We start from the raw sequence: 23783 nt of genomic DNA, 5'->3' as shown, positions 1-23783 counted from the left end.
TTTTTCTAGCGGTTACTACTTACCAGTCGCTTTCGTCATCCTCGCTCAGGGCCCGCAATTCGTCCATAAACGGGCGAACCGCACGCTTGTCGCTTTCCGGGGCATTCATCGCAGTATCCAAGGCAGAAGTCGCCGATTGCAGCATGGCACGCATCTGGGCTTTTTGTTCTTCTGTCATATGAGGGCTGTTTTCGATCTCAGCCAAGGCTTGCTGCATTTCATTTTGGGGCGCTCCCCCTTGCTCATCCATTTCCAGAGCGAACCAGGCCTGGTAAACCCGGTCCCCCGTCTGTCCCCATTGTTCAAGGCTGGAGAATCCATACCGCTTGACCAACTTCTCCAGCTGTCCGTGCACCGCGTGCCCTTCTAAGTCTTTAAGGCTGTCGGAGAAGAGTCTGGAGAAATCCATGTTCTCGTCCTGCTCGGCTTCCAGGGCATCTAGAAATTCTTTGTGGTCCTCGGCCAGGGTTTCGGCGGCGCCGAGGCTGTCGATGAATGACCGGACGGTTTTTTCTGTCAGGTCGCGAGCCTGAGCCTGGGGGGCGAGTGTGAGGGCAATCAGGGCGAGTGCAATGATGATTGGCGTAAACAGTTTCTGGCTAATGGATTGGTGTAACGGCATGTCGCGCTCCTTTGCGGGTGTTGGTTCCGGGTGTTTGTGGTCTGCTTTTGAACGGGCCGGGGCCCGGCGTTATTGCGTCAGATTAGCCTGCGTTGCACGGTTCTGCCAGCGCAGATGTTGTCAGACTTTCCCGCCTAGCAGGATGCGCACAGCGGTGCAGGCATCTTCCAGCTCTTCATCCCTGGGTTCGCGGCCGCCGATGATATCGCTGTACAGACAGGATTCGGCGATGCGCACCATGAAGTAGGACAGGCTCTGGATGTTCATGGGTGGGCTCAGGTGGCCGGCACGCACTTCGTCTTTCAGTAAGCGGGTGTTCACTTCCACGGTGCGGGCGTGCAGGGTGGAGTGAGACGAGGTGAGCATTTTCAGGGCGTATTCAGGGTCCTGGTGCAGGAATTTGCGCAGGGGGCTGAAGTGCAGAATGGTCATGTTGATGTGGCGGAATACGCCGACCACGTAGTCTACGCCATGGCCGGGGGTTTGGGCCCGGGCTTCTTTATACAGAGGCTCATAGAGCGACCATAGGATTTCACCAATCAGGAGGTCTCGGTTGCCGACCCAGCGGAACAGGGTAGCTCGGCCGATGTGCAGGTCATCGGCCAGGGCGGCGAGGCTGATTTTCTCCCCTTTTAGCCACATTCTTCTGGCGCGACGGAAGGCGTCCAGGGGGGTGGTTTTGGTGATTTGTTCGGTCACTTTGGGCTCTTTGGTTGGTGTGGGGTCATTCTAGCGGTTGCGGGGCTTTGGGGCTATGGCCCTTTGGCCTTGGTGCTGTTTTCCTCCCTAGCCTGCGGGTTGGGGAGTTTGTGGGAGTGGGGGCCTACTTTCCAAAAAACGCTACAAGCACATCCCTGTGCGCTTCGCTCCGGCCATCCATGGCCTCCGAGATTTTTGGAAAGTAGGCCCCCACTCCCGCAGCCATCCGCTGGCGAGATAGTCGGTGAATGAAAGTTTCCTGCATGGCCGGAGTAGTGTGTGAGGGGTTGGTTAAACCCAAAGATCTCCAATAGGCGTATCAGTGCCGAAATGATGCTGCACCTGGGCCTGGAACAGTTCGGCGGTGGCGATGGCGTCTATCAGGGCGTTGTGGCCGGCGTAGTGTGGTAAGCCGTAGCGGGTTCGGCTGTCGGCCAGGCGGATGGAGATGGGTTGTTTACCCATGAGTTGTTGCCAGCGGCTTGGGTTTCGTTTGGGGTGCAGGTGGGCTTCGATGGCCATGGTGTCTATGACCGGGAAGCGGAGTTGTTCTTTCAGACGCCACTGCAGGGCGGTGTTGAGAAACGGGCGTTCTATGTTGCGGTAGTGGACAACGGGGATTCGGCCGTTGAGGTGCTGGAACAGGGTGTCGAGAACGTCTGCCAGGTCCGGGGCGTTTTCGATTTCGCTGTGGGTGATGCCATGGATGGTGACGGTGTCTTGCTGCAACGGCAGTTGCGGGCGGACGATCTGGTGCCAGGACTGGCCTAACTGTATGCCATCGAGGGTAAAAGGCACCAGGCCGATGCTGATGATGGAGTGGCGGTCGGCATCCAGGCCGGTGGTTTCGAAGTCGAGGGCGACCAGTGGCACCTCTTTAATGGGAGTTTGCGGGTCAGGACAGCCGGCTTGGTAGAAAGCTCGGATTCGGGCATCCTTCGCTTTTTCCGCGGCTTTTCGGTAGTTGTCTGGCCAGTCCTGTTTGCTGTTCCCGCTTTTGATGCTGTCAGACATTCCTGGTGGCTCCTCCGGCGTTGTAACGGAAGCGCAGGAACTTCTGGGCGTTGCTGACGATCTGGAAAGCGTCTTTCAGGTGGCTGCGTTCGAACGGAGACAGGTCTTCCGGGCGGACGTTGTTGTCCGGTTCACGGCCTTCTTCGATAGCCAGGGCCTGGTGGCGGATACGGACGATGGATATGAATTCCAGGGCGTCGCGCAGGTTGCCGGCGTCGTCCTCCAGCAGAAGTTTGGTTTGGGCAATGTCTTTCAGGCGCTCGAAGGAGTTCTGGGAGCGGCTGCCGCTGGCCAGGGCGTGAACCCGGATCAGATCTGATAACGGCGCGGTGCCCCGGCGTTTGAGGTTGAAGGTTTTCTGGTGCTTCCCGTCTTCTTCGAGCACGAAGGTGCGAAAGAAACCGAGCGGTGGTGTTCGGTTCAGGGCGTTCCTGGCCAGGAAGGTAAGGAAGCGCTGACTGCCGCTGGCTTTCTCTACAATCAGGGTTTTCAACTGTTCGGTAAAGTCGGTTTGCCCGTAAATGCCATCCAGGTCGAAGAAGATATTGCTGTTGAGCAGGGCTTCCGCCTTGGGATTTTCGATCCAGTCGGTGAAGTAACCTTTCCACACACTCAGCGGTTGCCGCCATTTCGGGTTGGTGGCCATGATATCGCCGGTGCAGTAGGTGTATCCACACTCGGCCAGGCCGTCGGAGACAAACTTGGCAAGGGCGAGGAAATACTCGTCGTGCTCTTCAGGGATGAAACCGTCGTCCAGCACCATGGCGTTGTCCTGGTCGGTAACGACCAGCTGTTCATCCCGGGCCATGGAGCCCAGGGCCATGAAGCAGTAGGGAACCGGTGGCGGTCCGAGTTTTTCTTCACCCAGTTCCAGCAGGCGTTGGCTGAAGCTACGACCTATACCGGCCATGGCGCTGCCGATCATGTGGGAGTTGGCATCTTCGTTGACCATGCGTACAAAGCTGTCGCGGACTTCCAGGCTGATTCTCTTCAGGCCTTTGACGTCGTTCTGGTGGTAGATGTTGCTCACCAGGTACAGGCTGCTCTGGCTTTCATACTTGACGATGTCAGACAGCGCAATCACGCCGCGCACTTCGTCGCCTTCCATCACCGGCAGGTGGTGCACGTTGTTGTGGAGCATGGTGAGCATGGCTTCGAAGATGAAGGAGCGGGCGCTGATGGTGATCAGCCCTTCCGACATGATGTCGCTGATCGGGGTTTCCGAGGCCAGGGCATGGGTAACGGCACGGGTACGTAGATCCCGGTCGGTGATGATGCCCTGCAATTTCGGGCGTTCGCCGCTTTCATCCATCAACAGCAGCGCCGATACGCCATTGTCTGTCATGATTCTGGCGGCTTCCTGCAGGCGAACGGTGGTCGGAGCGGAAACCGGTTCCCGGGATATCAGGCGGGTAACCTTGGCGGTCATCAGTTCGTTGGATTTCTCTCTACGCGAAACCGCCGAACGCAGTCGGCTGCGGTCTTCAATCTCAACAAAGTCTGCAAAGTTTTCGTCGGTTTCCCACAGATGCTGAAAGGTGGTATCCGGAATCTTGTAGATCAGGCAATCTTCGATGGCTTTGGCGGGGAACCGGACTTTCTTGTTCATCATCAATCCGAACTGGCCAAAGATTTCGCCCTCGCCCACGCGGTTATACAGCTCACCGGAGCGGCGGAAAATCTCCACGGCGCCGCTGCGGATATAGTGGAGCCAGTGATTGGCCTGGCCGAGTTCAAGTATCTGGGTGCCGGCGCGGTAGTAGACCACCTCAATACCGTTGACAACTCGTTCAAGAAGTTCTTCAGGCATGTCATTGAACGGGGGGTATTGGGCAATGTGGTTGCGGATGTCCAACAGTTCGGCCTGCATGGGCTCTCCAGAGTGACTGAGTCTTGATTAAATGTTTGCGGTTGGCTGACCGGTTATTCCAGAGTCTGGCCAAACTATAGCAGCTGTCTGTTCACTTGGTGTACCTTGGCCACGGTGGGTAAGCACGAGAGAGTGTTTTATGGTCAACAAGTTACTGGTTACCGGTGGTATCCGGTCTGGAAAAACGGGGCTGGCGGAGCAACGGGCACGCGACGCCGGCGCAGACGTGGTCTACGTGGCTACCGCCACCGCCGGTGACGATGAAATGGCCCTGCGGATCCGGCGCCACCAGCAACAACGCCCGGCACACTGGCAGCTGGTTGAGGAGCCCGTTTACCTTGGCCGGGCGCTGTCAGACCTGGCTGACGGGCATGATACCTCGCCGCTGGTTCTGGTGGACTGCATGAGTCTCTGGTTGAGTAATCTCCTGTTCGCCGACCGTTCGCTGTTTCAGCCTGAACGTGCCGCCTTTCTGACTGCCGTGGAAACTTATCCAGGCCCCTTGGTGATCGTCACCAATGAGGTAGGCCTGGGCACCATCGGCATGGACCCCCTCACCCGTCGCTTTGCCGACGAGCTGGGATGGCTCAACCAGGCACTCGCGCAGCGCTGTGATGAGGTGGTGATGTCGGTGGCTGGTCTGCCACTGACCCTCAAGGCTGGTGGCTGACCAGGCTGCGGAAGGTGCCAAACTCGGACTGGTCCACCTGAATCCGGCTGCGGCAGGCATAGGGCACGGAAAAGCCGGCAAACGATTTCTCCAGAGGAATGCCCAGCACGTTGGCCAGCACCATGCGAATAACGCCACCATGGCAAACCACCAGGATACGCTGACTCGCAAGCTGGTCCTGCCAGCGATCAAACCCGAGGGTGACTCGCTGGTAGAAGTCGGTAATGGCTTCACCGCCGGGCGGGTTGGAGTTTATGGGATCCTGCCAGAAGCGGCTGAGGTGGTCGCCATAACGTTCCTGGACCTGCCGCGAAGTTAACCCCTCCCAGTCACCAAATCCGATTTCCCGCAGGTCATCTTCGATGTGCAGGGGAATCCTGCGTCTTTGCGCGAGCTGTTCTGCAAACAGGCGGCACCGTGTCATCGGCGAGCTGACAATGGCATCCCAATGGTCGTGACCGTGGACGGCGGCTTCCATTTGCTGCCAGCCGACGGGGCTCAGCGGGTCGTCCTTGCTGCCCCGGAACATTTGCCCACCCTCGGGTTCGCCATGGCGTATCAGATCGATCACGGTGGTTGTCATGGTTCTACTCCCCGGACTTTCCGCTGACGCCGGCATCAGTAAAGCTGGCCATGTTGTTGTGCAGTGCGCAGGCTGCCCGAAGCAAAGGCACGGCAACGGCGGCGCCGCTGCCCTCACCCAGGCGCATGCCCAGGTCCAGCAGTGGGGTCGCATCAAGTGCTTCCAGCACCGCGTCGTGACCGGGCTCGGCCGATCGGTGCGCAAACATGAGCCAATCACGCGCTCCGGGTTGCTGGCTAACCGCCGCAAGCGCGGCGGCCGAGACGATAAAGCCATCGACCAATACCGGGATCTTGCGGGCTGCGCAGCCGAGGATGGCACCGGTCAACGCAGCAATCTCGAAGCCGCCGAGAGAAGTCAGCACAGACAAGGCGTTTCGGTCGTCGCCATGCCGGGCCAGTGCTTTGGAGACCACCCGGGCTTTGCGAGCGACCCCCTCGCTGTCAAGGCCGGTGCCCGGCCCGACGAGCCTCTCGGGTGGCAGGTCAAGCAATGCGCAGGCGAGTGCGGCGGCACTGGTTGTGTTGCCGATACCCATGTCGCCACCGATGAACAGCCGACATCCGGCGTTGGCCGACCGCTCGGCTGCCTGGTCGCCACTGGTCAGTGCAGCAGCTACCTGGCTCGGGCCAAGGGCGGATTCTTCGGCCATATTGGCAGTACTGGGGCCGATAATCTGGTGAATGACGCCGGGGAGCATCGGTACCTCTCCGACCGTGCCCAGGTTCACAACTTCCAGGCTGGCGCCGAGTTCCCTGGCCATAACGCTGATGGCCGCGCCACCGCCGGCAAAGTTGGCAACCATCTGGGCGGTGACCTCCTGGGGAAAAGCGGAAACACCTTCAGCACATACGCCATGATCACCGGCAAATACTACCATGCGGACAGGATCAACGGTTGGCCTGTCTGTGCCGTTCAGGGCTGCCAGGGTAATCGCCAGCTGTTCCAGTTGCCCGAGAGAGCCTGGCGGTTTGGTCAGAACCTGCTGTCGCGCTGCGGCAAGCGCGGCGTGTTCGGCTGAGGGGGCGGGGGGCGGTGTTAGCCAGCTTTGAGGCAGGGCCATGACGATGATTCCTTGTGGGCGGAAAACCGAGGATGGTCATACCGGGAGGCGAAGGTGTCAAGATCAGGCTCCACTCGGTTAGACTTGCCAGCATCTGATTCATGGAGCCCACATTTGGAAACGTTTCTGGTTGCGGTGTTGGTATGTGTCGCGGCGGTTGCACTGGACTGGTTGGTTGGTGAACCGCGCCGGTGGCACCCTCTGGCAGGCTTTGGCCGTTGGGCCTCGGTGGCGGAAGCTGGCCTGAATGGCCAGCCGCAGGCCGCCGCAAGGAGCCTGTGCCTGGGTGCGCTGGCAACCGCGATCGTCGTCACGCCGGTGCTGGCACTGGCTGTAGCGCTGCAATTCTGGCTGGGCGGCTGGCTATGGTTGGTGGCTCAAGTGGCCGGCGTATGGCTCGCAATGTCGTTACGGGGGCTGGCGGAACATGGCCGGGCGGTGTCCACGGCATTGACTGCGGGCGACGGTGACCAAGCCAGGAAAGCGGTGGGGTGGATTGTCAGCCGGGATGCAGCGGCGCTGTCCGACGAGGGGGTGGCCGCGGCTGCCTCGGAATCCATGCTGGAGAATGGTGCCGATGCGGTGTTCTCAAGTCTGTTCTGGTACCTGCTTGCCGGGCTGCCGGGTGTGGTTTTGCACCGATTGATCAATACCCTGGACGCCATGTGGGGCTATCGCAACTCACGATTTCTTTACTTCGGTCGGTTTGCCGCCAGGCTGGATGACCTCATGAACTGGCTGCCTGCCCGGCTGACAGCCCTCACTTATGCGCTGTTGGGAAGTACCCGGGTGGCGTTCCGTTGTTGGCGTACCCAGGCAAGAGCCTGGGATAGCCCCAATGCCGGGCCAGTGATGTCGGCCGGGGCGGGCGCCCTTGGTGTGACCCTCGGTGGGCCGGCGCCCTATGCCAATGGCATCAAGGAACGGCCAGTGTTAGGTCGTGGCCCCGGGGCTTCGGCAGCGACAATCGAAGGTGCTATTGCCCTGGTACAGCGCGGGGTAATGCTCTGGTTGTCGGTGCTGCTCGTCCTCGCCCTTGCCTGCAGCTGGGTGGTGCCTGGAGGTGCCGGATGACGGCTTTCGACCTTCCTGAATCCCCGGAGCATGGCGGGCGGTTACAGGCTGCAATACAGCGTTGGGGCATCCCCCGCGAGCAATGGCTTGATCTGTCCACCGGCATCAATCCGGTACCCTGGCCGGTGCCGGCCATCCCACCGGAGGTATGGCAACGACTGCCAGAGCCGGACGATGGGCTGGAGGAGATCATCCGTTCCTGGGCAGGTGCGCCCGAGCGGGCCAGCTGCCTGCCGGTGGCGGGATCCCAGGCGGCGATCATGGCCCTGCCCGCCGTGCGCGCCAGGGTGCATGGTCTTGGTCGAGTGGCGGTGCCCATGCCGGGATATCGCGAGCATGGTCATGCCTGGCGTCGCGCCGGTTTCGAGGTGGTGGCGATTCCTGAGCAGGCAATAGAGCAAGACGATCTGACCTGGCTGGATTCTGTGGACGTGGTGGTGTGGATACAGCCGAATAATCCGACCGGGCAGCTGGTCGATCCGGCCCGTCTTCTGCTATGGCACCAACGATTGCAGGCACGTGGGGGCTGGCTGGTACTTGATCAGGCCTTTGTTGAGGGAGAGCCCGGACACGGTTTGGAACCCTGGGCGGGCGCGCCGGGTCTGATACTTCTGCGATCTCTGGGCAAGTTTTTCGGCCTGGCCGGAATGCGCGCCGGGGCTGTGTTGGCTGAACCTGAGCTGACCCGTGCGCTGGCTTTTGAATTGGGCCCCTGGACCGTCAGTGGCCCGGCGCGTTACCTGATGGCAAGAGCTCTGGCTGACAGGGCATGGCAGATAGAGGCGCGGGGCAGGCTGCAGACGTCACGGCTGCGGATGGACGGCCTGCTCAGGAAATCTGGCATGCCAGCAACCAACGGTACGTTGCTGTTTCGCACGGTCCATCATGAAAACGCAGCACCAATAGCAGATGAGTTGGCTCGTCGTGCCATTCTGGTCAGGCGTTTTGATGAGCCGCCAGCCCTGCGCTTCGGTTTGCCGCCTGATGAGTCCGGTTGGCAACGTCTGGGAAGTGCGTTGTCTGAATTAACATATCTCATTGACCACCCCCACCCGGGTTGATAGTCTTGCCCGCAATTTCAGGTGCTCTGAGCGTTCCAACCGGACTGGCGATAGTCCGGCGAATGCAGTGAGTGAAACGGGAAGCCGGTGAGAGCCCGGCGCTGCCCCCGCAACGGTAATCAGGTGAAAGGCAATCCAATGCGCCACTGTGCCTCTGGCATGGGAAGGTGATTGCCCCGGAGCATCAGCTCCACCTGGAAGCCCGGAGACCGGCCTGGAATTTGGAGCCCATGAGTTCCAGACACCTACGTTGCGGAGGGCAGCGGCGGTGGGTGAACCGGCCAATGCAACTGATCGACGCCCCTCCACCCTCCGTCAATACAGACATTTCTCCTCCGCATGAATCAGTATCAACCGCACGGGTGAGTGCGGTGCGAAGCGAGTGAAGAAATGAAGCGTTCCAAAGTCTTGTCTGCCCTTGTGTTCATGCCTTTTGCCCTACCGGCGAGTGGTTCAGAGTCTGAAGCCGCCCCGGATACTCTTGAGCCTATTGTTGTAACTGCCACGCTTGGCCCCCGTACGGTGGGCGAAAGCCTGTCTTCGGTGACGGTCATCGAAGAAGAAACCATCCGTCGTGAGGCGCCTGCCGAGTTTACCGATCTGCTGGCGGCGCAGCCCGGTATTGATCTGGTCACTAACGGGTCATTTGGCAAGAACACCAGTGTATTCACTCGTGGCACTGCGAATGATTCCACGGTCTTTCTGGTTGATGGTGTGCGCCTTCGTTCTGCAACCAGCGGTGGCGCGCCCTGGCAGTATTTTCCAGCTGATCTGGTCGAGCGCGTGGAAATCGTCAGGGGCCCCCGCAGTGCACTCTATGGCGCTGACGCGGTAGGCGGTGTCATTCAGGCATTTACACTGGATCCAAAGCACGGTAACAGAGGGTGGGTTGAAACCGGAGCAGGCAATTTCAACACCCAGAAAACCAGTGCTGGCGCATCGGCGACTCACGGCGCAACCCGGTTCAGCCTCAGCGGGCTGCACAAGGAGACCGATGGCACCAGAATTGTGAAAGATGGCGAGGACAAAGGTTTTCGCAATACCGCCGGCGTCGGGCGTGTTGTGCATGAATTGCCGAGCGGAGGAGAGGCCAGTTTCGTCATCATGCAGTCACAGGGCAATACTGAATTTGACGGTGGCAACACGGATTTTATGATCCGGACCATCGGCGTCACATTGAATACCCCTGTCAGTGATTATTGGGCGACGTCCATCCAGCTTTCAGAATCCGCTGACGAGCAAGAAAGCTTCCGTAGTGCCGGCGATTCTGTATTCAACACCAAAACCCGAACCGCACGATGGGAAAACACTTTCACCGCAGGCGTGCACGAGCTTGCGGTCGGGGGAGAGCTACAATCCGACGAAGTGAAAAGCACCATCGAGTTCGATGAGAACAGTCGCACTAATGCCGCGTTATTCACCCAACTGCGCTTAAACTTCGGCCCTTCCGATATTCAGTTGTCATTTCGCGGCGACGACAACGAGGCATACGGTCGACAGGAAACCGGTGGCATTGCCCTTGGCCACTCGTTTGACCGTTCCCACCGGGTACGGGTGAGTTATGGCACCTCTTTCCGGGCGCCCACGTTCAATGATCTTTACTATCCTTTGGAGATATTCGATTTCGGTGGCAGTTATGCCGGCAACCCGGACCTCAAGCCGGAGGAAGGCGCGTCCGTGGAGCTGGGGCTTAGCGGTCGTTACGAACACTGGTACTGGGATGCCGCTCTTTATCAACTGGACGTAGAGAATCTGATTGAACTCCAGAGCATCAACGGTGATCTCCGGCCTGCCAACGTGAGTGAAGCCCGTATTCGTGGCGCGGAGCTGGCCTCCGGTCTGCGGTCGAATGGTTGGGATCTTGGGGTCAAACTCACCTTGATGGATCCTCGTGATCGTGAGACGGATAACCGCCTGCGTCGTCGCAGTCACCAATCGCTGAGGGTTGACCTGGACCGTCAAATGGGCGCCTGGAGTCTGGGAGGCACCGCTCTGGCCAGTGGCTACCGCTACGATGATGCTAGTAATCAAAATCGTTTACCGGGCTACGTCACCTTCAACCTTCGTGCAGGGTGGGAATTTACTCAGGACTGGACAGCACGGCTGACGCTTCAGAACGTTACGGATAAGGAATACGCGACGGCAACCCGATTTGATGGTTCAGGCTACCTGGCGGCGGGAACCGCAGGGTTTCTTTCGATTCGCTATGACTTCCGATAAAACTGCATAATCTTGCCGGGGAGGCGCCAGTGGGAAAGCTTAAGGGTGTGAGCATACTGCTCGGCTGGATGCTGCTGGCATCTCCGGCCCTGGCATCCTATGTCTGCGCCACGGATGATCTGGGCGAGGAGATATGCCTGGAACACCCGGCAAAACGCATTGCCGCACTTTCGCCTGGGGCGACAGAACTGGCATGGGCGGCGGGCGCCGGTGATCAGGTAGTTGCCGTGGTGGCTTACAGCGATTATCCCCCGGCAGCCCGAGAGGTCGCTTCAGTGGGTAGCCATACCCGCATGGATATGGAACGGCTGCTGGAGCTGCAGCCGGATCTTGTGATTGGCTGGGTAACCGGGAATCCGACGGAGCAGCTGGTCACACTCAAGAATATGGGCGTCCCGGTGTTCTCCATTGAACCCCGGAGTTTTGAAGCTGTCTCCAACACCATTGAGCGCATCTCCATACTGGCAGGTACTGAAGCAGAAGGCTTTGCAGAGGCGGAGCGATTCCGTCAGGGCATTGCCGACTTGCAGGAGGCGTACGCCAAGGCTGATCCGGTGCCGGTGTTCTACCAGGTTTGGGATGAGCCCCTGATGACGGTCAACAGCCAGCACCTGATCGGTGAAATGATTGAACTTTGCGGTGGTGATAACGTGTTTGGTCAGCTGGACCGGCTAGTGCCGAGGATCAGTGCGGAAGCGGTGATTGCGGCGAATCCCGAGGCCATTCTGGCGGGTGGAATGGGTGAGGAGAATCGCCACTGGCTGGCGCGCTGGCAGGCATTCCCCAGTATCACTGCGACAGAGCGAAACAACCTCTTTTTTATTCCGCCGTCACTGGTTCAGCGACCGACTCCGAGAATGCTTGAGGGAACGCAATTGTTTTGCGAGAAACTGGAGGTGGCCCGTGGCCGACGGCCCTAGTGGAGTAGCCGTGTGATACGCCCGATCACCCTGCCCCTCACCGTTCTAGCCGTAGCCGGGCTGATCGCCATGGTGATGTCGGTCGGTATTGGCAGTGTCGCAATTGCACCTGCGGATGTGCTGTTGGTGTTTCTGGGTGAGGGCTCCAACCTGCACCGTACTCTGATTCTTGAGCTCCGGCTACCCAGAACGCTGTCGGCCTTTGCCACCGGAGGTCTGCTGGCGGTGGCCGGGGCATTGATGCAGGTGCTGCTGCGTAACCCGCTTGCCGATCCCTATGTGTTGGGGCTGTCCGGGGGTGCCGCCGTGGGGGCATTGCTGGCGATGTTGGCGGGGCTCGGCGGCGCGGTTATCTCCGGTTCTGCCTTTGCCGGTGCCATGCTGGCCACCTTGATGGTGTTCGGGCTCGCCCACGGCACCGGCAGCTGGACGCCCTCCCGCCTTTTGCTCACGGGGGTTGTGGTGGCGGCTGGCTGGGGGGCGGTCATTACCTTGATGCTGGCCATCAGCCCGGCCAGAGAGTTGCCGGGCATGTTGTACTGGCTCATGGGCGATGTGTCCTACGCCAGGGCACCCTGGCCGGGGCTTGGCGTGCTGGTGCTCGTCTGTGCGCTGGTGGTGCCTCTTGGCCGCAGTCTGAATGTATTGGCCCGTGGCCCCATGCAGGCTGCTGCCCTGGGGATTTCAGTGCGCCCACTGGAATGGCTGATTTACATACTTGCCAGCCTGCTCACGGCCACGGCGGTGACCATGGCCGGAAGCATAGGCTTTGTAGGGCTGGTGGTCCCGCATATGCTTCGGTTGGTGCTTGGTAACGACCAGCGCCTGATTTTACCGGCCTGTGCGTTAGCCGGTGGCACACTGTTGGTGCTGGCGGATACCCTGGCAAGGGTTGTGATCGCTCCGGAGCAACTGCCGGTGGGTGTGATCACCGCGCTGTTGGGCGTTCCCACTTTCCTGTATCTGTTGTACCGGAGTCGCTGATGTCCGGTAATAAACGCTCCCCAATGCAAGCCTTGAGTACCCGGGAACTGGTCATCGATATTCCTGGCCGGGCCGACGGTTACCCTTTGGATCTGACAATAAAATCAGGTCAGGTTTGGGGCGTACTTGGGCCCAACGGGGCCGGCAAGACCACGCTGTTGCACACCCTCGCAGGTCTTCGTGCGCCCCGTGCCGGTGCTTTGTTCCTGAATGATGTGCCTACAACGAAGCTAAAGCGGAGAACCCTCTCCCAACAGTTGGGGCTGGTGTTCCAGGACCGACAGGATGGCTTCCCTGCAACGGTACTGGAAACCGCGCTGATCGGGCGTCATCCGTGGCTGGCACCCTGGCAGATGGAAGGGGCAGACGATCTGGCCATGGCCGAGAGATCACTTGAAGCGCTGGATGTCCTGCATCTGAAAAACCGCCTGGTCAGCACCCTGTCTGGCGGTGAACGCCAGCGAGTGGCGATTGCCACGCTGATGACACAGTCGCCCCACACCTGGCTGCTGGATGAACCGACAAATCACCTGGACCTGCACCACCAGGTGGCCGTCATGAAATTGCTCACTGACCGGGCGGCAGCGGGTAACGCCATTTTCATGTGCCTGCACGACCTGAACCTGGCTGCCCGCTGGTGTGATCATATTTTGCTGATGTACCCCAATGGCGAAACCTGCTGGGGCCCGGCAGAAAGGATGCTGGTGCCGAACGCTCTGGAACGTTTGTATAACCAGCAGCTGGCAACGGTGGAAGTTGATGGCGCGCCTTTTTTCGTGCCAAAACGAGACTAGCTCAGAAGTATCGCGAGGGCAGCGGAGCAGGGCTTTCCGGGACTGTCTGCAGCAGGGATGCTGCAGTCAAGCGTACAGGGATGTATTTACAGCGTGTCCCGGAAAGCCCTGCTCCGCTGCCCGTCTGCACCAAATTCAGACGACAGGGAACAGCAACACATGCCAGACAACAAAATCCCCGCCGCCATGATCACCGCCCCGGGTTCCGGCCAGGGCAAATCCATGGTTACGGCTGCGCTGGCGCGCCTGCATCGGAATGCGGGCCGTAACGTCCGGGTGTTCAAGCATGGGCCGGATTACCTGGACCCCATGGTGCTGGAAGTCGCCTCCGGTAACCCGGTTTACCAATTGCACCCCTGGATGACCGGCGAGGACGAGTGTCGGTGGCGGCTGGCCGAGGCCGCCCAGAGCGCCGACCTGATCCTGGTGGAGGGCTCCATGGGCTTGTTTGATGGCAGCCCCAGTAGCGGCGACCTGGCCAAACTGGCAGGCATTCCGGCCCTGCCCGTGATTGATGCCAAGGGCATGGCTCAGACCTTCGGCGCGGTTGCCCTGGGCTTGGCGAGCTTTGATTCCGAACTCCCTGTTCATCAGGTAATTGCCAACAAGATTGGCAGTTCCTACCACGGCGAGCTGTTACGGGAGAGCCTGCCGGATGGCATCAGCCTTTTGGGCGCGATACCCCGAAACGATGCCATGAATATCCCGGACCGGCACCTTGGGCTGGTCCAGGCGGCAGAAATGGACGACCTCAGTGATCGGCTGGATAGAGCGGCCGAAGTCCTGACATCAGCGGGTCTGGATGTACTTCCCAAGCCCGTACCTTTTCATTTTCAAGCACCACCGAGGCCAGAAACGCTGCTGACCGGGCGCCGGATTGCCGTGGCCAGGGATGCGGCCTTCAGCTTTATCTACCGGGCCAACCTGGATCTTCTCACAGCCATGGGCGCTGAGCTGGTGTATTTTTCGCCCCTGCACGATTCGGAAGTACCGATGGCCGACGCGCTCTGGCTGCCGGGCGGCTATCCGGAACTGCATGCCCGGAGCTTGGCGGAAAACCAGCCTATGCAATTGTCGATCCGCGCCTTCCATCAGGCCGGTAAGCCCATTCTGGCAGAGTGTGGCGGGCTAATGGCCTGTGCCGAAGAACTGGCAGACAAAGACGGCACGGTGCATGGCCTGCTGGGCCTGGTACCCGGGCGCGCTACCATGGCTAACCGTTTGACCGCGCTGGGTCTGCAAAGTCTGGAGACCCAGCTGGGCGGGTTGCGGGGCCATACCTATCACCATTCCAGTCTTGAGACCCCTTGGCAACCTGCGGCCAGGGCGAAGAAGCAGGCCGGCTCTGACGGAGAGGCGGTGTATCGCCACCAGAATCTGGTGGCCAGCTATTTTCACGGCTACTTCCCGTCGTCGCCGGCGTTGGTTGCCGCGATCTTTCGCGGCGAGGAAATCCGGTTTTCCTGATGAATACAAATGCGTGAACCCAAGGAGAGTCATCATGCGTGAACGCGCCAAAGACCCCGAACGCCATGCCAAGCGCATGGCCGCCAAACAGAAAATCATGCAGGAACGTATCGCCCGCGCCCAGAAAGAACAGGGCGTATTGCTGGTGCTGACCGGCCCAGGTAAAGGCAAGAGCAGTTCCGGCTTCGGCATGGTCGCCCGGGCCCTGGGCCATGGTATGAAAGTGGGCATCGTCCAGTTTATCAAGGGCGCTTTCAGCACCGGCGAGGAAGCGTTCTTCCGGAGCCTGCCGAACGTGACCTACCACGTGATGGGACAGGGCTACACCTGGGACACCCAGAACCGGGAACAGGATGTGCAGAGTGCGACTGAAGCGTGGAATATCGCAGCTGACATGCTCAAAGACGACAGCTATGACCTGATTCTGCTGGACGAACTGAATATCGCGCTGAAGTACGACTACATCGATCTGGACCGGGTGCTGGATGACCTGCAGGCCCGGCCGGAGATGCAGCATGTGGTGGTCACCGGCCGTGGTGCTCCCCAGGAACTGATCGACCTGGCCGACACCGTGACCGAAATGGGTGTGGTCAAGCACGCCTTCAAGGATCAGGGCATCAAGGCCCAGAAGGGCGTGGAGCTGTAAATGCCCACCCTGATGGTGCAGGGCACCACCTCGGATGCTGGCAAGACCACGGTGGTGGCGGCCCTGTGCCGCTGGCTGGCGCGTCAGGGGGTGTCGGTGGCACCGTTCAAACCCCAGAACATGGCCCTGAACAGTGCGGTTACCGTGGATGGTGGCGAAATTGGCCGCTCCACGGCGTTGCAGGCACTGGCCTGTGGTCTGGAGCCCCACAGTGACATGAACCCGGTGTTGCTGAAGCCCCAGAGCGATTGCGGGGCCCAGGTGATATTAAGGGGCAAGGTTCATGGCAATATGGATGCCCTGGATTACCACGCCTACAAAGCTGAGGCGATGAATTCGGTGATGGCAAGCTGGCGGGCTCTGAGCACCCGCTTCGATGTGGTCATCGCCGAAGGCGCTGGTAGCCCGGCGGAAATCAACCTGCGGGCCAACGACATTGCCAACATGGGCTTCGCCGAGGCCGCCGATTGCCCGGTGTTGCTGGTAGGGGATATCGACAAAGGCGGGGTTTTCGCCCAGTTGGTGGGCACCCTGGCGTTGATCTCCGACAGTGAACAAGCCAGAACGGCCGGATTTATCATCAATCGGTTCCGGGGTGACATTGCGCTGTTGGAGCCCGGGCTGGACTGGCTGGCAGAACACACTGGCAAGCCGGTGTTCGGGGTCTTGCCCTACCTGCACGGGTTGGTGATAGATTCCGAAGACAGTGTCAGTGCCGCCGGTACCAGCGAGGCCTGCGCCTTGAAAGTGGTGGTGCCGGTACTGCCCAGGATCAGCAACCACAACGATTTTGATCCGTTGCGATTGCACCCGGGTGTAGACCTTGTTTTCGTTGGCCCGGATGAGACCATTCCGCCGGCAGATCTGATTATCCTGCCCGGCAGCAAAAGTACCCGCCACGACCTGCAGTGGCTGAAACAGCAGGGCTGGCCCGAGGCCATCCAGAAACACCTGCGCTATGGTGGCAAGCTGCTGGGTATCTGTGGCGGATTCCAGATGCTGGGACTTCGGGTGGAAGACCCGGACGGGCTGGAAGGCGAAGTTGGCAATACCGAGGGCCTGGCACTGTTCGAGATGGTCACCCGCATGGTGTCGGGTAAGCAGCTCAGACAAGTGACCGGTCGACTATCCCCCGAGGTTACTGAAAGTGGTGTTACGGCGACAATGACCGGCTATGAAATGCACAACGGAGTCACCGAGGGCTCAGCGCTGGCCAGGCCTTTTGCGGAGCTTGATGGTCGACCGGATGGTGCGGTCAGCGCCGACGGTCAGATGGCGGGCACCTATGTGCACGGTCTCTTTGATGAGCCTGCCGCCTGCGATGCCATTCTGTGCTGGGCCGGTCTAAATACACAGAATGCGCGGTCAGTGGACTATCAGAGTCACCGTCTGCAGCAGCTCGACCGCCTGGCAGATCAGGTGGAACAGTGCCTGGACACGGACCGGTTAAGGAGCCTGTTGCAGTTATGAGCAACCAGAACGACCCATTCACGGATGCCCAACGTGAGGGGCTTTACCGGGCCATCTTCGAGCGTCGGGATGTGCGCTCGCAGTTTTTGCCGGATGCCATTCCGGATGAGGTGCTGGCCCGTATTCTGAGGGCAGCCCACCATGCGCCGTCAGTGGGCTTCATGCAGCCCTGGGATTTCATCGTTATCGACAGCCTGGCGGTGCGCGGGCAAGTGCTGGCCAGCTTCAACGAGGAAAACGCACAAGCCTCGGAAAATTACACCGGCGAGCGACGGCAAACCTACCGGACACTCAAACTCCAGGGCATTCTGGAGAGTCCCATTAATCTATGCATTACCTGTGACCGGTCCCGCGGCGGGCCCCATGTGCTCGGCCGTAACTCCATCATGGAAATGGATCTGTTCAGCACCTGCCTGTCGGTACAAAACCTGTGGCTGGCGGCGCGAGCAGAGGGTATTGGTGTGGGCTGGGTCAGTATTCTGGATCAGGGAATACTGTCTGACATCCTGCAGCTGCCAGATCACGTATACCCTCTTGCGTATCTGTGCCTGGGGTATGTCAGCGAGTTTCTGGAACAGCCGGAGCTGCAGGCCAAAGGCTGGCGTTCACGGCTGCCGCTGGAAGAGCTGGTGCATGGCAATGGCTGGGGTCAGCCTCTTGAGCATCAGCGTCTGGCGAGTTACCTAGCCGGCAAGTGAAGGGCACCGAAAAAGAGCATGATCGTTTTCCTCACAGGTCCTGAATTGGGTACGATCAGACTCGATTTGGGGCTTCTGTTCAGGAGGTGAGATGAAGTTTTCCGAGCTCTACCAGCAGGCACTGGCCCGCAAAGGCGGCGAACAGGCCCTGAAATCCATGCTGCCACCGGTCACCGAGAAACAGCGCCTGGCCAAGATCAGCGACGACCGTTACCTTTCCGAGATCACCCGGTGCATTTTCAAGGCCGGGTTTGTCTGGCGGGTGATCGAGAATAAATGGCCGGATTTTGAGGCGGCGTTCGAAGGGTTTGTGCCCGCCTACTGGCAGCAGGTCCCGCCGGAAGTCCTGGAGCGGCTGGCAACAGACGACCGGATTGTTCGTAACATGCAGAAGATCCGCACGGTTCCGGAGAATGCCCGGATGATCATGGATGTGGCGAAAGATCATGGTAGCTTTGGCCGGTTTCTGGCGCAGTGGCCGTCAACCGATCAGGTGGGGCTGCTGCTGTACCTGAAACGCAATGGCGAGCGTCTGGGGGGTAATTCCGCCCAGTATTTCCTGCGCCGGGTGGGGTGGGATGGCTTTATCCTGTCTCACGATGTGGTGACTGCACTGACCCGTGCAGGCATTCTGGATGCGTCTCCTGCCAGCAAGAAAGGGCTCACCCAGGCCCAGGAGGCATTTAATCGCTGGCATGAAGAAACCGGGATGCCCATCAGTCAGCTTTCCCGGATAGTGTCATTCACGGTGGATAATTGACCTGCAGTTCACAAAAAAAGCAGAAGGGCCAATTCGCTCAATACCACGCTGGCACCCAAGGCGTCTCCGGTATAGCCCCCCAACTGCTGTTTCAGATAGGTGCCCCAGCAGAATGCCGTCAGGATGACGGCAGATAGCGCCCCGGCAAACAATATCGGGTTCCAGTAGGACATCACGACGGCGACAACCAGGGTGAACCCAGCCGCAACCAGCAGGCGTTGCAGTGAAAAACCTTCGGCAACAGGTTTGGATTTGCTGGTGTCGGGGTCCGTCACATAGTCCAGCGTTGCCATCAGGATCAATGGCGTCAGTCGGGCGATCGCTGGCGCTACCAGAAGAGCCAGCCAGATGCTGCTGGCCTCTGACAGTAAGGCTACTTTAAGCAGTAAGGCCATTGTCAAAGCTGCCGCACCATAGGTGCCTATTCGGCTGTCTTTCATAATGGCCAACCGCCTTTCAACCGTATAGCCCCCCCCGAGAGCATCAATACTGTCGGCCAGACCATCTTCATGGAAGGCTCCTGTCAGGAACAGGTGCAGGATAACGACCAGAATGATGGCAACCAGGGGGCTGAAGGCCAACGTGAGCAGGGCGTAGGAGGACGCATAGATAGCCCCCAGCAACAGCCCCACCAGCGGGAAATACAGGCTGCTCTGGTTCATCAGGCGCTGTGAATACTGGATTTGGACCAGCATGGGAAAACGGGTCAAAAAGCCGACAGCCAGCCAGAATGCCTGCCACTCCAGTATGGCTTTTTGGTTTGAACGCACGGAGATACTCCATCAGCATTGGGTGCGGTATTGTAACGGGTGTGGTCCAGAGGTGCAGGCCATCGCTGGCCCATGATGATCGGATATGTGAGGTCCCTGTCCCAATACGCTACACTAATTTAACACGCGCCCGGGAGACCCGCCGTTTATGCCCAGCAGATCTGATGGCGAGCAGAAAAACGCTACACCGGTATCCTTCTTTCAGAAACTCGCATCAGGAGTTCCGGGAATCCTGTTTACCTATTGGCTCAGCCCGGATGGTCAGTCCCACCGTTACCCCTATGTCAGTGATCAGGTACAGGACCTGTTTGGCATTGAACCCGCCCTGCTTAACGAAGACGCCAGAGCAGTATTCTCGGTAATTCACCCGGAGGACGCGACCGGGGTGGCCAACAGTATTGTGCACTCGGCGCAGACTCTGGAGCCCTGGTGTTACCGGGCGCGTCTGAAGTTGCTGGATGGCCAGTATCAGTGGTTTGAGGCCCATTCGGTGCCGGAGCGCCAACCCGATGGCAGTACCATCTGGTATGGTCAGTTCCACAACATCCAGCACTACAAAGAACTGGAGCAGATCCTGCGGGACAGCGAAGCGGAGTTCCAGTTTCAGGCGGGTTTTCAGAAGCTGATTGCCCGGTTGTCCGGAGAATTTATCCAGCTCGGATTTGGTTCGATCGACGAGTGCATCGACGAGTTACTCCGCTCCATTGGTGGTTTTTTTGGCATTGATCGAGCCTATGTCTATGGGTTTTCGCAAGATCACCTGACGATGACCAATACCCACGAATGGTGTGCGCCGGGGGTGGCTTCCCTGATGGCGGATCAGCAAAGCGTGGCCATTCAGGAATTCCAGTGGTGGCAAGCGCAAATCAACGCGATGAAAAATCTGAATCAGGTGGTTTTTATCGAAGACGTCAAGCGGTTGCCGCCCGAGGCCAACAACGAGCGTGCCCTGTTGGAGTCGCAGGGCGTGAGTTCCATGTTCTGCGTCCCAATCTGGATACGTGGCCAGGTCATGGGCTTTTTTGGCGTTGATTCGTTATCGCATCGATCTTGGCGGCAGGATATGGCAGACCTTCTGATCATTGTCTCCGGGCTTTTGTCCGGTGCCCTTGAGCGCAATCGTCTGGAGGAAGATTTGCTGAACCAGTCGATTCGTGACCCTCTCACCGGCCTTCACAACCGTCGCTACTTAATGCCCAGGCTGGATGAGGTGCTGGCTACCTGCAGTCGTCATGGTGAACGTTTTTGCCTGGCGATGTTTGACATCGATCATTTTAAACGGATTAACGATAACCTGGGCCACCTGGCCGGGGACCAGGTGTTGGTGCGATTTGCCGAACTGCTTCTCGCGAACACGCGGAATACCGATGTGGTTTCCCGATACGGTGGCGAGGAATTTCTCGTAGTTTTCACCGAATTGGCGGATGCGAATGTTCAGCCATTGGTGGAGCGAATCATGCACGCCGTCAGGGCGGAAAAGTTTGTGATTGGTGGTGAGACTTTCGGGATCACGGTAAGTGCTGGTTCTGTCTGTGTGGCGGAGCTTACCGAGGAACCGGTCAGCCCCCACGCATTGATTGGGCTTGCGGACCAGCGGTTGTACCAGGCCAAGCAGGGTGGTCGGGACTGCCTGGTCGATGCATCGGGATTATCACGCATATAAGGAAACAGCATTTCACCTCATATATCCATTTGGTATATTCTTAGATCATAAGATTAGTGATCGGCAGATCTCAGAGGTGAATACCATGACACAGCCCATCGTTCAGCATTTTTTCGACGAGCCCACCAACACGTTCAGTTACGTGGTGCGTGACCCTGACAGCCAGGCTTGCGCCATCCTCGATTCCGTGCTGGATTTCGACTACGCCGCAGGCCGTACCGACGTGCGTTCGGCTGACGACATTATTCAGTACGTTCGCGCCAACAACCTGACCGTAGAGTGGATTCTGGAAACCCACGTGCACGCCGATCATCTTTCGGCTGCCCCGTACTTGCACGAGAAACTGGGTGGCAAGACAGGTATTGGCGCGAAAATCGTCGATGTTCAGGAAATCTTTGGCAAAGCGTTCAATGCCGGCACGGAGTTCGCTCGTGACGGCAGCCAGTTTGACCAGCTGTTCGAAGAGGGAGATACCTTCGCCATCGGCAACCTTGAAGGTCGGGTTTTGCATACCCCGGGCCACACTCCCGCTTGCCTGACCTATGTGATTGGCGACGCCGCTTTCGTTGGCGACACCCTGTTTATGCCGGATTACGGCACCGCTCGCTGCGACTTCCCGGGTGGTGATGCCCGTACCCTGTACCGGTCAATCCAGAAGGTACTGTCGTTGCCGGCCGAGACCCGGATTTTCCTGTGCCACGATTACAAGGCGCCTGGTCGCGATGAGTACCATCACATGACCACGGTCGCGGAACAGCGCGAGGCCAACGTGCATGTGCATGAGGGAATTTCAGAGGACGAATTTGTCAGAATGCGCACCGAGCGTGATGCCACTCTGGACATGCCCCGGCTCATCCTGCCTTCGGTGCAGGTGAACATGCGCGCCGGTCACATGCCGCCGGCTGAGGATAACGGCCAGGTGTACCTGAAAGTTCCGGTTAACCGGTTCTGAGCCCGGCATGAACCTCAAACATTACCTGCCTGTTCTGCAATGGGCGCCAAAGTACAGCCGTGATCAGGCGACCAGTGATCTGGTCGCGGCGGTGATTGTGACCGTCATGCTGATTCCCCAGTCGCTGGCTTACGCTTTGCTGGCGGGGTTGCCGGCGCAGGTCGGGCTGTACGCCAGTATTCTGCCGCTGGTGGTGTATGCGGTGTTCGGCACCAGCAGGACCTTGTCGGTGGGCCCGGTGGCGGTGGTCTCGTTGATGACGGCGGCGGCCCTGGCGCCGCTGGCGGACATGGGAACACCGGAGTACATTGCCGGTGCCGTATTGATTGCGGTGATGTCCGGCCTGATGCTGACGGTGATGGGCATCCTGCGGCTTGGCTTCCTGGCGAATTTCCTCAGCCATCCGGTCATCTCCGGTTTTATTACGGCCTCGGGTATCGTGATTGCGGCGAGTCAGCTCAAACACGTGTTTGGAATCCAGGCCTCGGGCCATAACCTGTGGGAAATTGCGGGCTCCTTGCTGGCATCCCTGCCGGAAACCAACATACCTACCTTGCTGGTGGGGGTTGGCGCGCTGGCATTCCTGCTGTGGTCCCGAGAATTTCTGAAGCCATTGCTGGTCCGGCTGGGCCTGGCCAACAGAAGCGCAGATATCATCACCAAAACCGCTCCGATTCTGGCGGTGGTGGTGACCACGCTGATTGCCTGGTGGCTGAATCTGGACGAAAAAGGCGTTCGCCTGGTGGGCGAGGTTCCGGCAGGATTGCCCTCATTTACCATGCCCACACTGGATATGGCGATCTGGTCGCAGTTGGCGGTCAGTGCCCTGCTGATCAGTGTGGTTGGGTTTGTGGAATCGGTGTCGGTGGGCCAGACCCTGGCGGCGAAACGGCGCCAGAGAATCGATCCGGATCAGGAGTTGATCGGCCTGGGCACTGCGAACCTGGGCTCCGGGCTCTCCGGTGGGATGCCGGTGACCGGAGGCTTTTCCCGTTCGGTGGTGAACTTTGATGCCGGCGCGGAAACTCCGGCGGCCGGTGCTTATACGGCGGTCGGCATTGCCCTGGCCACGTTGTTCCTGACCCCGGCCATCGCCTGGCTGCCCCAGGCCACGTTGGCGGCCACGATCATCGTGGCGGTTGCCACGCTGATCGACCTGCCAGCGCTGGGCCGCACCTTCCGGTATTCACGGACGGATTTCGGCGCCATGCTGGCAACCATTGTGCTGACTCTGGTTCACAGCGTTGAGGCGGGAATCATTGCCGGTGTTGCCCTGTCGATCGGTCTGTTTCTGTACCGCACCAGCCGACCCCACAGTGCCGTGGTGGGCCGGGTGCCGGGCACCGAACACTTCCGGAACATTCTGCGCCACGACGTGGAACTGTGCCCGAAAGTGACCTTCCTGCGGGTGGATGAAAGCCTCTACTTTGCCAATGCCCGCTTTCTTGAAGAGCGAGTGATGGATCTGGTCACCCGGGAACCGGAGCTGACCGACCTGGTGCTGGTCTGCCCGGCGGTGAACCTGGTGGATGCGTCGGCCCTGGAGAGCCTGGAAGCCATCAATGAGCGGCTGACCGATGCCGGGGTGCGGTTGCACCTGTCGGAGGTGAAAGGCCCGGTGATGGACCGGCTGAAGGGTACCGAGCTTATCCGGCACCTCGGTGGTAACGTCTATCTGAGCACCTATGAGGCCTGGCAGTCCCTGACCGGGCGTACCGCCCCGGAGTGACCGGGGTCAAGTGATCCCATTGACCGGCCAGGGGGTATCAGTAAACACTGCCCC

The 23783-nt window shown here is 59.4% G+C and carries 22 protein-coding genes and 1 riboswitch; of the genes, 15 read left to right on the top strand and 7 right to left on the bottom strand.

Features of this window, described 5'->3' with window-relative positions; all coding sequences use genetic code 11:
- Positions 1–19: 19 nt before the first annotated feature.
- The 4 genes from ACZ5Q2_RS03235 to ACZ5Q2_RS03220 all read right to left on the bottom strand — a co-directional run bounded on the left by ACZ5Q2_RS03235 (position 20) and on the right by ACZ5Q2_RS03220 (position 4205).
- A complete protein-coding gene (locus ACZ5Q2_RS03235) occupies positions 20–622 on the bottom strand; it encodes a hypothetical protein (RefSeq protein ID WP_072678760.1) in 603 nt (200 codons plus the stop codon).
- 120 nt (positions 623–742) lie between these two features.
- Positions 743–1321 carry a QsdR family transcriptional regulator gene (locus tag ACZ5Q2_RS03230; RefSeq protein ID WP_228263890.1) on the bottom strand — a complete coding sequence of 193 codons (579 nt, stop codon included), beginning with the start codon at positions 1319–1321 and terminating at the stop codon, positions 743–745.
- 291 nt (positions 1322–1612) lie between these two features.
- A complete protein-coding gene (locus tag ACZ5Q2_RS03225; RefSeq protein WP_432210451.1) occupies positions 1613–2335 on the bottom strand; it encodes a 3'-5' exonuclease in 723 nt (240 codons plus the stop codon).
- Entirely contained in the window at positions 2328–4205 is a 1878-nt protein-coding gene (locus ACZ5Q2_RS03220; protein WP_432210452.1) for a putative nucleotidyltransferase substrate binding domain-containing protein, read from the bottom strand. The genes ACZ5Q2_RS03225 and ACZ5Q2_RS03220 overlap by 8 nt, the downstream gene beginning before the upstream one ends.
- 139 nt (positions 4206–4344) lie before the next feature.
- On the opposite strand from ACZ5Q2_RS03220, the gene cobU reads away from it, so the two are divergent.
- A complete protein-coding gene (gene cobU / locus ACZ5Q2_RS03215; protein WP_106694278.1) occupies positions 4345–4875 on the top strand; it encodes a bifunctional adenosylcobinamide kinase/adenosylcobinamide-phosphate guanylyltransferase in 531 nt (176 codons plus the stop codon).
- On the opposite strand, the gene ACZ5Q2_RS03210 is transcribed toward cobU, so the two are convergent.
- Together ACZ5Q2_RS03210 and cobT are read right to left on the bottom strand one after the other, a co-directional pair.
- Positions 4859–5458: a histidine phosphatase family protein gene (locus ACZ5Q2_RS03210; RefSeq protein WP_432210453.1), complete on the bottom strand. Its 600-nt coding sequence runs from the start codon at positions 5456–5458 to the stop codon at positions 4859–4861. The two genes, cobU and ACZ5Q2_RS03210, sit on opposite strands and share 17 nt — an antisense overlap.
- 4 nt (positions 5459–5462) lie before the next feature.
- Entirely contained in the window at positions 5463–6521 is a 1059-nt protein-coding gene (gene cobT / locus ACZ5Q2_RS03205; protein WP_432210454.1) for a nicotinate-nucleotide--dimethylbenzimidazole phosphoribosyltransferase, read from the bottom strand.
- A gap of 126 nt (positions 6522–6647) precedes the next feature.
- On the opposite strand from cobT, the gene cbiB reads away from it, so the two are divergent.
- The 11 genes from cbiB (at position 6648) to ACZ5Q2_RS03150 (ending at position 18615) form a co-directional block, all read left to right on the top strand.
- Positions 6648–7595, top strand: a complete 948-nt coding sequence (cbiB, locus tag ACZ5Q2_RS03200; protein WP_432210690.1) for an adenosylcobinamide-phosphate synthase CbiB — start codon at positions 6648–6650, stop codon at positions 7593–7595.
- Positions 7592–8656, top strand: a complete 1065-nt coding sequence (gene cobD / locus ACZ5Q2_RS03195; RefSeq protein ID WP_432210455.1) for a threonine-phosphate decarboxylase CobD — start codon at positions 7592–7594, stop codon at positions 8654–8656. The genes cbiB and cobD overlap by 4 nt, the downstream gene beginning before the upstream one ends.
- Before the next feature lie 39 nt (positions 8657–8695).
- Positions 8696–8888: riboswitch (cobalamin riboswitch) on the top strand.
- Between the two features lie 158 nt (positions 8889–9046).
- The gene (locus tag ACZ5Q2_RS03190) at positions 9047–10876 is read left to right on the top strand and encodes a TonB-dependent receptor domain-containing protein (RefSeq protein ID WP_230714100.1); all 1830 of its coding nucleotides are present in this window, start codon (positions 9047–9049) and stop codon (positions 10874–10876) included.
- Positions 10877–10944: 68 nt separating this feature from the next.
- On the top strand, positions 10945–11796 hold the full coding sequence (locus ACZ5Q2_RS03185) for a cobalamin-binding protein (protein WP_061331430.1): 852 nt from the start codon (positions 10945–10947) through the stop codon (positions 11794–11796).
- Between the two features lie 69 nt (positions 11797–11865).
- Complete coding sequence (locus ACZ5Q2_RS03180) at positions 11866–12780, top strand: FecCD family ABC transporter permease (RefSeq protein ID WP_061331429.1); 915 nt, start codon at positions 11866–11868, stop codon at positions 12778–12780.
- 23 nt (positions 12781–12803) lie between these two features.
- Positions 12804–13574: an ABC transporter ATP-binding protein gene (locus ACZ5Q2_RS03175; RefSeq protein ID WP_061331428.1), complete on the top strand. Its 771-nt coding sequence runs from the start codon at positions 12804–12806 to the stop codon at positions 13572–13574.
- 159 nt (positions 13575–13733) lie between these two features.
- Complete coding sequence (locus ACZ5Q2_RS03170; protein ID WP_061331223.1) at positions 13734–15041, top strand: cobyrinate a,c-diamide synthase; 1308 nt, start codon at positions 13734–13736, stop codon at positions 15039–15041.
- Positions 15042–15075: 34 nt separating this feature from the next.
- On the top strand, positions 15076–15687 hold the full coding sequence (gene cobO / locus ACZ5Q2_RS03165; protein WP_061331222.1) for a cob(I)yrinic acid a,c-diamide adenosyltransferase: 612 nt from the start codon (positions 15076–15078) through the stop codon (positions 15685–15687).
- Positions 15688–17157 carry a cobyric acid synthase gene (locus ACZ5Q2_RS03160; RefSeq protein ID WP_061331221.1) on the top strand — a complete coding sequence of 490 codons (1470 nt, stop codon included), beginning with the start codon at positions 15688–15690 and terminating at the stop codon, positions 17155–17157.
- The gene (gene bluB, locus ACZ5Q2_RS03155; protein WP_230714108.1) at positions 17154–17855 is read left to right on the top strand and encodes a 5,6-dimethylbenzimidazole synthase; all 702 of its coding nucleotides are present in this window, start codon (positions 17154–17156) and stop codon (positions 17853–17855) included. Before ACZ5Q2_RS03160 ends, bluB begins: the two co-directional genes overlap by 4 nt.
- Positions 17856–17946: 91 nt before the next feature.
- Positions 17947–18615 (top strand): DNA-3-methyladenine glycosylase I, encoded by a 669-nt coding sequence (locus ACZ5Q2_RS03150; protein WP_230714110.1) that lies wholly within the window; start codon positions 17947–17949, stop codon positions 18613–18615.
- A gap of 8 nt (positions 18616–18623) precedes the next feature.
- On the opposite strand, the gene cobS is transcribed toward ACZ5Q2_RS03150, so the two are convergent.
- Positions 18624–19385, bottom strand: coding sequence for an adenosylcobinamide-GDP ribazoletransferase (cobS, locus tag ACZ5Q2_RS03145; protein WP_230714112.1), 762 nt, complete (start codon positions 19383–19385; stop codon positions 18624–18626).
- A 148-nt stretch (positions 19386–19533) separates the two neighbouring features.
- Here cobS and ACZ5Q2_RS03140 point away from each other — a divergent pair, with 148 nt between their 5' ends.
- The 3 genes from ACZ5Q2_RS03140 to ACZ5Q2_RS03130 all read left to right on the top strand — a co-directional run bounded on the left by ACZ5Q2_RS03140 (position 19534) and on the right by ACZ5Q2_RS03130 (position 23729).
- Positions 19534–21048, top strand: a complete 1515-nt coding sequence (locus tag ACZ5Q2_RS03140; protein ID WP_230714114.1) for a sensor domain-containing diguanylate cyclase — start codon at positions 19534–19536, stop codon at positions 21046–21048.
- Positions 21049–21133: 85 nt separating this feature from the next.
- Positions 21134–22000, top strand: coding sequence for an MBL fold metallo-hydrolase (locus tag ACZ5Q2_RS03135; protein WP_061331211.1), 867 nt, complete (start codon positions 21134–21136; stop codon positions 21998–22000).
- A gap of 7 nt (positions 22001–22007) precedes the next feature.
- The gene (locus tag ACZ5Q2_RS03130; protein ID WP_230714116.1) at positions 22008–23729 is read left to right on the top strand and encodes a SulP family inorganic anion transporter; all 1722 of its coding nucleotides are present in this window, start codon (positions 22008–22010) and stop codon (positions 23727–23729) included.
- Positions 23730–23783: the final 54 nt, after the last annotated feature.

The organism is Marinobacter alkaliphilus (genome assembly GCF_055394375.1).
The sequence above is the reverse complement of the archived record's forward strand: the minus strand, read 5'-3'. Positions and strand labels throughout refer to the sequence as shown.

Excerpts from the sequence above, each read along its gene's own strand:
- ACZ5Q2_RS03235 (WP_072678760.1), bottom strand. The coding sequence starts at position 622 with ATGCCGTTACACCAATCCATTAGCCAGAAACTGTTTACGCCAATCATC.
- ACZ5Q2_RS03225 (WP_432210451.1), bottom strand. The coding sequence starts at position 2,335 with ATGTCTGACAGCATCAAAAGCGGGAACAGCAAACAGGACTGGCCAGAC.
- ACZ5Q2_RS03220 (WP_432210452.1), bottom strand. The coding sequence starts at position 4,205 with ATGCAGGCCGAACTGTTGGACATCCGCAACCACATTGCCCAATACCCC.
- cobU (WP_106694278.1), top strand. The coding sequence starts at position 4,345 with ATGGTCAACAAGTTACTGGTTACCGGTGGTATCCGGTCTGGAAAAACG.
- ACZ5Q2_RS03210 (WP_432210453.1), bottom strand. The coding sequence starts at position 5,458 with ATGACAACCACCGTGATCGATCTGATACGCCATGGCGAACCCGAGGGT.
- cobT (WP_432210454.1), bottom strand. The coding sequence starts at position 6,521 with ATGGCCCTGCCTCAAAGCTGGCTAACACCGCCCCCCGCCCCCTCAGCC.
- cobD (WP_432210455.1), top strand. The coding sequence starts at position 7,592 with ATGACGGCTTTCGACCTTCCTGAATCCCCGGAGCATGGCGGGCGGTTA.
- ACZ5Q2_RS03190 (WP_230714100.1), top strand. The coding sequence starts at position 9,047 with ATGAAGCGTTCCAAAGTCTTGTCTGCCCTTGTGTTCATGCCTTTTGCC.
- ACZ5Q2_RS03185 (WP_061331430.1), top strand. The coding sequence starts at position 10,945 with ATGCTGCTGGCATCTCCGGCCCTGGCATCCTATGTCTGCGCCACGGAT.
- ACZ5Q2_RS03180 (WP_061331429.1), top strand. The coding sequence starts at position 11,866 with ATGGTGATGTCGGTCGGTATTGGCAGTGTCGCAATTGCACCTGCGGAT.
- ACZ5Q2_RS03175 (WP_061331428.1), top strand. The coding sequence starts at position 12,804 with ATGCAAGCCTTGAGTACCCGGGAACTGGTCATCGATATTCCTGGCCGG.
- ACZ5Q2_RS03170 (WP_061331223.1), top strand. The coding sequence starts at position 13,734 with ATGCCAGACAACAAAATCCCCGCCGCCATGATCACCGCCCCGGGTTCC.
- cobO (WP_061331222.1), top strand. The coding sequence starts at position 15,076 with ATGCGTGAACGCGCCAAAGACCCCGAACGCCATGCCAAGCGCATGGCC.
- ACZ5Q2_RS03160 (WP_061331221.1), top strand. The coding sequence starts at position 15,688 with ATGCCCACCCTGATGGTGCAGGGCACCACCTCGGATGCTGGCAAGACC.
- bluB (WP_230714108.1), top strand. The coding sequence starts at position 17,154 with ATGAGCAACCAGAACGACCCATTCACGGATGCCCAACGTGAGGGGCTT.
- ACZ5Q2_RS03150 (WP_230714110.1), top strand. The coding sequence starts at position 17,947 with ATGAAGTTTTCCGAGCTCTACCAGCAGGCACTGGCCCGCAAAGGCGGC.
- ACZ5Q2_RS03140 (WP_230714114.1), top strand. The coding sequence starts at position 19,534 with ATGCCCAGCAGATCTGATGGCGAGCAGAAAAACGCTACACCGGTATCC.
- ACZ5Q2_RS03135 (WP_061331211.1), top strand. The coding sequence starts at position 21,134 with ATGACACAGCCCATCGTTCAGCATTTTTTCGACGAGCCCACCAACACG.
- ACZ5Q2_RS03130 (WP_230714116.1), top strand. The coding sequence starts at position 22,008 with ATGAACCTCAAACATTACCTGCCTGTTCTGCAATGGGCGCCAAAGTAC.